Origin of the sequence: Streptomyces sp. NPDC060000 (assembly GCF_042737375.1) — a bacterium.
Classification (GTDB): Bacteria; Actinomycetota; Actinomycetes; order Streptomycetales; family Streptomycetaceae; genus Streptomyces.
In genome coordinates, this window is record NZ_JBHWUU010000086.1 from 35,649 (window position 1) to 41,830 (window position 6,182).

The 6,182-nt window shown below is 71.5% G+C and carries 6 protein-coding genes; 5 read left to right on the forward strand and 1 reads right to left on the reverse strand.

What is annotated here, in order from left to right:
• The first annotated feature begins 10 nt into the window (after positions 1–10).
• Positions 11–247: an FMN-binding protein gene (locus ACFWBB_RS34885; RefSeq protein ID WP_385280816.1), complete on the forward strand. Its 237-nt coding sequence runs from the start codon at positions 11–13 to the stop codon at positions 245–247.
• Position 248: 1 nt separating this feature from the next.
• Positions 249–983, forward strand: a complete 735-nt coding sequence (locus ACFWBB_RS34890; RefSeq protein WP_385280819.1) for an FAD:protein FMN transferase — start codon at positions 249–251, stop codon at positions 981–983.
• A 224-nt stretch (positions 984–1,207) separates the two neighbouring features.
• On the opposite strand, the gene ACFWBB_RS34895 is transcribed toward ACFWBB_RS34890, so the two are convergent.
• A complete protein-coding gene (locus ACFWBB_RS34895; RefSeq protein WP_385280822.1) occupies positions 1,208–3,343 on the reverse strand; it encodes an ArnT family glycosyltransferase in 2,136 nt (711 codons plus the stop codon).
• Positions 3,344–3,611: 268 nt separating this feature from the next.
• Between ACFWBB_RS34895 and ACFWBB_RS34900 the strand changes: the two genes are divergently transcribed.
• From ACFWBB_RS34900 to ACFWBB_RS34910, 3 genes are read left to right on the forward strand one after another with little or no spacing between them, the layout of a single operon-like run.
• Positions 3,612–4,766, forward strand: coding sequence for an ABC transporter ATP-binding protein (locus tag ACFWBB_RS34900; protein WP_385280825.1), 1,155 nt, complete (start codon positions 3,612–3,614; stop codon positions 4,764–4,766).
• A complete protein-coding gene (locus ACFWBB_RS34905) occupies positions 4,763–5,479 on the forward strand; it encodes an ABC transporter permease (protein WP_385280828.1) in 717 nt (238 codons plus the stop codon). Before ACFWBB_RS34900 ends, ACFWBB_RS34905 begins: the two co-directional genes overlap by 4 nt.
• Complete coding sequence (locus ACFWBB_RS34910) at positions 5,476–6,144, forward strand: ABC transporter permease (protein WP_385280831.1); 669 nt, start codon at positions 5,476–5,478, stop codon at positions 6,142–6,144. Before ACFWBB_RS34905 ends, ACFWBB_RS34910 begins: the two co-directional genes overlap by 4 nt.
• Positions 6,145–6,182 lie beyond the last annotated feature (38 nt).

Sequence of the window (6,182 nt, forward strand, 5' to 3'; positions counted from 1 at the left end):
CGGTACGACCGTGACCACGGAGAAGGGCGACGTCCAGGTCCAGGTGACCTACGAGGGCGACCGGATCACGGCGGTGAGGATGCTGAAGGCGCCGGACCATCCGCAGACGGCCGCGGCGGTGCCCGAGCTGATCGCGGAGACGCTCACGGCGCAGAGCGCGGACATCGACACCGTCTCCGGCGCGACCCTGACGAGCGACGGCTACAAGGAGTCCCTCCAGGCGGCGATCGACGCGAAGGGCGCCTGACGTGCGCCGCGTCGAACACGTCATGGGGTTCCCGGTCTCGCTGCGGATCGACGACACGGTCGTGCCCGAAGGGACCGGGGACGCCGTGTTCGCCTGGCTGCGCGAGGTCGACGCACGGTTCAGCCCCTTCAGGGCCGACAGCGAGGTCTCCCGGTACGGCAGGGGTGAGCTGTCGGCCGACGAGCTGAGCGCCGACCTCGTGGAGGTCCTCGGCATCTGCGAGCGGTACCGGACCGCCACCGGCGGCGCCTTCGACGTCCGGCTGCCCGGCCGCGGCCTCGACCCCTGCGCGGTGGTCAAGGGCTGGTCCGTGCAGCGGGCGGCGGAGCTGCTGACCGGGGCCGGGCTGCGCCGGTTCTGCCTCAACGCCGGGGGCGACGTGGTCGTCTCCGGCGGGCCCTGGCGGGTCGGCGTGCGGCATCCCGAGATCGCCGACCGGCTGTGCACCGTCCTCGACCTCACCGACGGGGCGGTCGCGACCTCCGCCCGCTACGAGCGCGGCGACCACATCGTCGACGGCCGCACCGGCCGCCCGGTCACCGGCCTCGACAGCCTCACCGTCGTGGCTCCGACCCTGACCGAGGCCGACACCGTCGCCACGGCCGCGTTCGCCCTGGGCGCGGCGGGCGTCGAGTGGGCGGCCGCGCGGGACGGCTGCGAGGTGTACGCCGTGCTGCCCGGCGGACGCGTGCTGCGCACCGGCGGGTTCCCCACGGCGGCGGCAGTGGCCGCGTGAGCGTCGAGGCGGGGGCCCTGGGGGCGGCCGGGTGGCTGCTCGGGTGGGGCGCGACGGTCCTCGCATGGACCTCGGGCCGGGGGCGTCGTCCGTACTCGCGTCCTCAACGCCGGTGCCGCTGAGGCACGTTGGGTGCCGCCGCCCGGACGGGCATGCGGAGGGCGGGCCGCCGGTGAAGCCGACGGCCCGCCCTTTTTGTGTACGGCCTGCCCCGTAAGGGGACTTCAGCCGACGTCGGACGCGTCCAGGCGGTAGAGGCCGCTGTAGTCGGACACGGCCGTGCCGTTCGCCTTGACCCAGGTCGAGATCTCGGAGTTCGAGGATCCCTGGCCGCTGTCGCCGACGACGATGTAGTGCAGCTTGCCCGCCTTCACCAGGCTCTTCAGCTTGGCGAGCGTCATCGCGTCGTCGCTGCCGGACCAGCCGCCCATCGAGATGACCGGCTGGCCCGACTCCAGGATGATCGAGGAGGCCGTCTGGTCGGTGGCCACCGCCACCAGCCAGGTGGCGCCGTCCTGGTTCTTCTTCAGGTACGTGATCATCGCGGACGACACCTGGGTGTCGCCGCCCATACCCCCGCCGGTGCGACCGTCGGCGGTACCGGACTCGGACGTACCGGACTTGGTCGTACCGGACTCGGTCGTACCCGATTGCGTGGAGTCGTCGCCGTTCGTGGAGCCGCCGCTGTTCGACGGCGGTTCGCCCATCTCCTGGGCGTCGCCCGTACCGCTCGGCGCCTCACCGGAGTTGGTGCCCGGTCCGCCGTCCGAACCGCTGGGCCGCTGGCCGCCGCCACCGCCCATGCCTCCCATGCCGCCGGTGCTCGGCCCGGCCGTCGGGTTGGTGCCGTTGGTGCCGGAGGTGGCGGCCGAGGCCGAGTAGGCGGCCGGACCGGCGAGGAGTGCCACGACCGCCGCCAGTGCCGCGACGCCCATCAGCCGCTGCCGCTTCGTGAACCGGGCGACCAGCAGCCCGGTCACCGAGGCGGCCCCCGCCACGCCGGCCACGACCTCGGCGACCGTGTACAGCGTCCCGGAGCCGGAGACCCGCTGGAGCAGGACGACCGCCCACACCGAGCTCGCCGCCACCGCGGTCGGCAGCACCCACCCCCACTTCACCGCGGAGCCCTCGCGGAAGGCGTTGTAGAGCATGACGCCGCCCGCTCCGGCCAGGGCCGCGACACCGGGAGCCATGGCGGTGACGTAGTACGGATGGAAGGTGCCCTCGGCGAGGGCGAAGGTCAGGTAGTGCAGGACGAACCAGCCGCCCCACAGCATCAGCGCGGCGCGCCTGGCGTCCGTACGGGGCGCCCGGCCGCGTAGGACGAGCCCCGCCACCAGCGCGACCGCCGCGAAGGGGATCAGCCAGGAGATCTGGCCGCCCATGATGTCGTTGAACAGCCGGTACAGGCCCGCCTCGCCGCCGAAGCTCGCGCCGTTGCCCTGCGAGCCCACCGACGAACTCGCCCCGAATATACGGCCGAAGCCGTTGTAGCCGATGACGAGGTCCCAGACCGTGTTGTCCGTCGAACCGCCGATGTAGGGGCGGGAGGAGGCCGGGATCAGATCGACGACCACCATCCACCAGGCGCTGGAGACGACCAGCGCGACCGTGCCGACGGCGAGGTTGCGGACGCGCCTGCCCAGGGAGGCGTTCGCCGCCCACAGGTACACCAGGAAGAAGGCGGGCAGGACGACGTACGCCTGCATCATCTTCGTGTTGAAGGCGAAACCGATGGCGACACCGGACCACACGAGGGGCATCGGCCGGCCGGTGCGCACGGCCTTCAGCAGCGCGGCCGCGCCCAGCAGCATCAGGAAGACGAGGACGGGGTCGGGGTTGGTGTCCCGGGTGATGGCGACCGTGATCGGGGTGAGCGTCAGCACCAGCGCGGAGACGGTCGCCGCCACGGCGCCGAAGTCCCGCTTGACCAGCCGGTACAGCAGCGCGACGGAACCGGTTCCCACGGCGACCATCGGCAGTGTCAACTGCCAGGTGCCGTACCCGAAGGCGCGGGCTGACAGGCCCATCACCCACAGGGCGAACGGCGGCTTGTCGACCGTGATGAAGCTGCCCGAGTCCAGGGCGCCGAAGAAGAACGCCTTCCAGCTCTTGGTGCCGCTGTAGACGGCCGCGTCGTAGAAGGTGTTGCCGGTGATCGAGGAGAGGTTCCAGGCGTACAGGGCCGTGGCCAGGACGAGAATCGCCCAGAGGGCCGGGCGGGCCCAGCGCGGGTCCTCGGGGGCGCCGGTGAACAACCGCCCGGCGCGGGAGGCGAGTCCGCCGTCGGAGGAGGGGGCCGCCCGGTGGCGGGCGCCGTCCTCCTGGACGGGGGCGGGTGGCGGGGCGAATGTCGTCATGGCGCTTACTCCAGGTGGGATTTCGCCCCGGTGGGCGTTCATTGCCATGACGATCGGGGGCGTGTCTGGGGGATCCCTGAGCCGTTCCTGAGGGAAGAGTGAGAATCAGCGGACTCACAGGCTGCGCACAGCCCGGATCGCTTCTAGAGAGCGGCTCTCCCACGAAAACGGCCGAAACGTAAGCGGTTTAGACTCTCCCCGCAACGGCCCGAAACTCGTCAGGTCGAGAGTGGGCGGAAACAGCCAGACCCGAAGGGTATTCGGCGTTTTGATACGGATAGATTCAGTCACCAAGCGATACCCGGACGGCACGGTGGCCGTCGACCGGCTCTCTCTGGACATACCGGACCGTTCGATCACCGTCCTCGTCGGCCCCTCGGGCTGCGGCAAGACGACCACCCTGCGGATGATCAACCGGATGGTCGAGCCCAGCGAGGGCACGATCCTCATCGACGGCGTCGACAGCCGTCAGCAGCCGGTCAACACCCTGCGCCGGTCCATGGGTTACGTCATCCAGAACGCGGGACTCTTCCAGCACCGCACGATCGTCGACAACATCGCCACCGTGCCCCGGATGCTGGGCTGGAGCAGGGACAAGGCCCGCGCGAGGGCGCGGGAACTGATGGAACGGGTGGGGCTGGACGCCTCGTTCGCCAAGCGGTATCCCTACCAGCTGTCCGGTGGTCAGCAGCAGCGCGTCGGCGTGGCACGTGCGCTCGCCGCCGATCCGCCGGTGCTGCTGATGGACGAGCCGTTCTCCGCCGTCGACCCGGTCGTCCGCAAGGGCCTTCAGGATGAACTCCTGCGCATCCAGGCGGAGTTGGGTAAGACGATCGTCTTCGTCACGCATGACATCGACGAGGCCGTCAAGCTCGGCACGATGGTCGCCGTGCTGCGCACCGGCGGCCGGCTCGCCCAGTACGCGCCGCCCGCCGAGCTGCTGTCCGACCCCGCCGACGCGTTCGTCGAGGACTTCCTCGGCGCCGACCGGGGCATCCGGCGCCTGTCGTTCTTCTCCTCCGGCGGTCTGGAACTGCTCACCACCCCGATCGTCGCGATCGACGCCACCGCCGAGCAGATCGCCGCACGTGGCGCGGCCGAGGCCCCCTACCTCCTCGTCACCGGCCTGGACGGCCGTCCGCTCGGCTGGAGCGAGCCCGGCGCGCTGACGGCCGGACGGGTCGACGCCGACCGACTGCTGCCGTACGGGCGGCCGTTCGTCGCCGGGCGGGACTCGCTGCGCGCCGCGCTCGACTGCGCCGTCCTGTCGCCCACCGGCTGGGCGGTCGCCATGGACGCCGAGGGCCGGGCCGCCGGAGTCGTCTCGCAGGCGGCCATCGGCGAGGCCATCCGGGGCGCCCACGCGGCAGGCCGCGCGGAACCGCAGGCCACGGGGGTCGGCGTCCAGAAGGTCATCCGGTGAACCGCTTCTTCGACATCCCCAGCGACCTCCAGCACGACTGGTTCGGCCTCATCGTGCTCCATCTGCGGGAGGCCCTGCTGCCGGTGCTGGGCGGGCTGCTGCTCGCCCTCCCGCTGGCCCAGCTGTGCGTGCGGCTGCGCTGGCTGTACCCGCCCGTGCTGTGGGTGACGACCGTGCTCTACGCCATCCCGTCCCTGGCCTTCTTCGTCGTCCTCATCGACTACACGGGGCAGACCGAACTGACGGTGATGATCCCGCTCACCGTCTACAGCCTGGTCGTGCTCGTCCCCGCGATCGTCGACGGCGTCCGTTCGGTCCCGCAGGAGACCCTCGCCGCCGCGACCGCCATGGGCTTCGGCCCCGTACGCCGTTACGTCCAGGTCCAGTTGCCGATCGCGGTGCCCGCCATCATCGCCGGTCTGCGGGTGGCCACCGTGTCGAGCATCAGCCTCGTCAGTGTCGGCATGCTGATCGGCAACCAGGGCGCGCTCGGCAACCTGCTGCACGACGCGCAGATCTACAACCGGCCGGAACTCGCCTGGAACTCCGTGATCACCAGCGCCGTTCTGGCGGTACTCGCGGACGCCGTGCTGGTCGTCGTGCGCATCCTGCTCACGCCCTGGATGCCGAGCGGCACCCGGGGCGGAAGGACCAAACCCGCCGGGGTCCGGCCCGACAGGGCCGTGCCCGCCCTGGAGGACGCAGCCCGGTGAACGTCATCAACTTCGTCAGCGCCTTCTTCGGCGACAGCGCGCACTGGCACGGCTACGACGGGATTCCCACCCGGCTGTGGGAGCACGTCCAGTACTCCCTGGAGGCGCTCGCCCTCGCCGCCCTGATCGGGCTGCCGGTCGGCCTGATCACCGGTCACTACGGGCGGGGCGGCAACGTCCTCTCCCTGGTGGCCACCGCGGGCCGCGCCCTGCCCACCTTCGGCCTGCTCGTGGTGACGACCATCGTGCTCGGGTTCGGCATGCTGCCCGTGATGATCCCGCTGGTCGTCCTCGCGGTCCCGCCGATCCTGGTCACCACCTACGAGGCGATGCGCTCCGTCGATCCGCCCCCCGTGGACGCCGCGCGGGGCATGGGCATGCGCGAGTCCGACATCCTGCTGCGCGTCGAACTGCCCGTCGCGCTCCCGCTCGTCCTCGGCGGGCTGCGCTCGGCGGCCATCCAGATCGTCTCCACGGCCACCATCGCCGCGTACGTCAGTCTCGGCGGCCTCGGCCGCTACATCGTCGACGGTCTCTACCAGCACGACTACGAGAAGGTGGTGGGCGGCGCCACCCTGGTCGCCGGCATGGCACTCGCGACGCTCGCGGTGTTCTGGGCGGCGGCCAAGGTGACGGTCTCGCCGGGGGTACGCAGGAGCAACTAGGACGACCGCGGTGCGGGGGAACGGCGTTCCCCCGCACC

Coding starts and splice junctions, on each gene's coding strand:
- ACFWBB_RS34895 (WP_385280822.1), bottom strand. CDS start 3,343: ATGACGACATTCGCCCCGCCACCCGCCCCCGTCCAGGAGGACGGCGCC.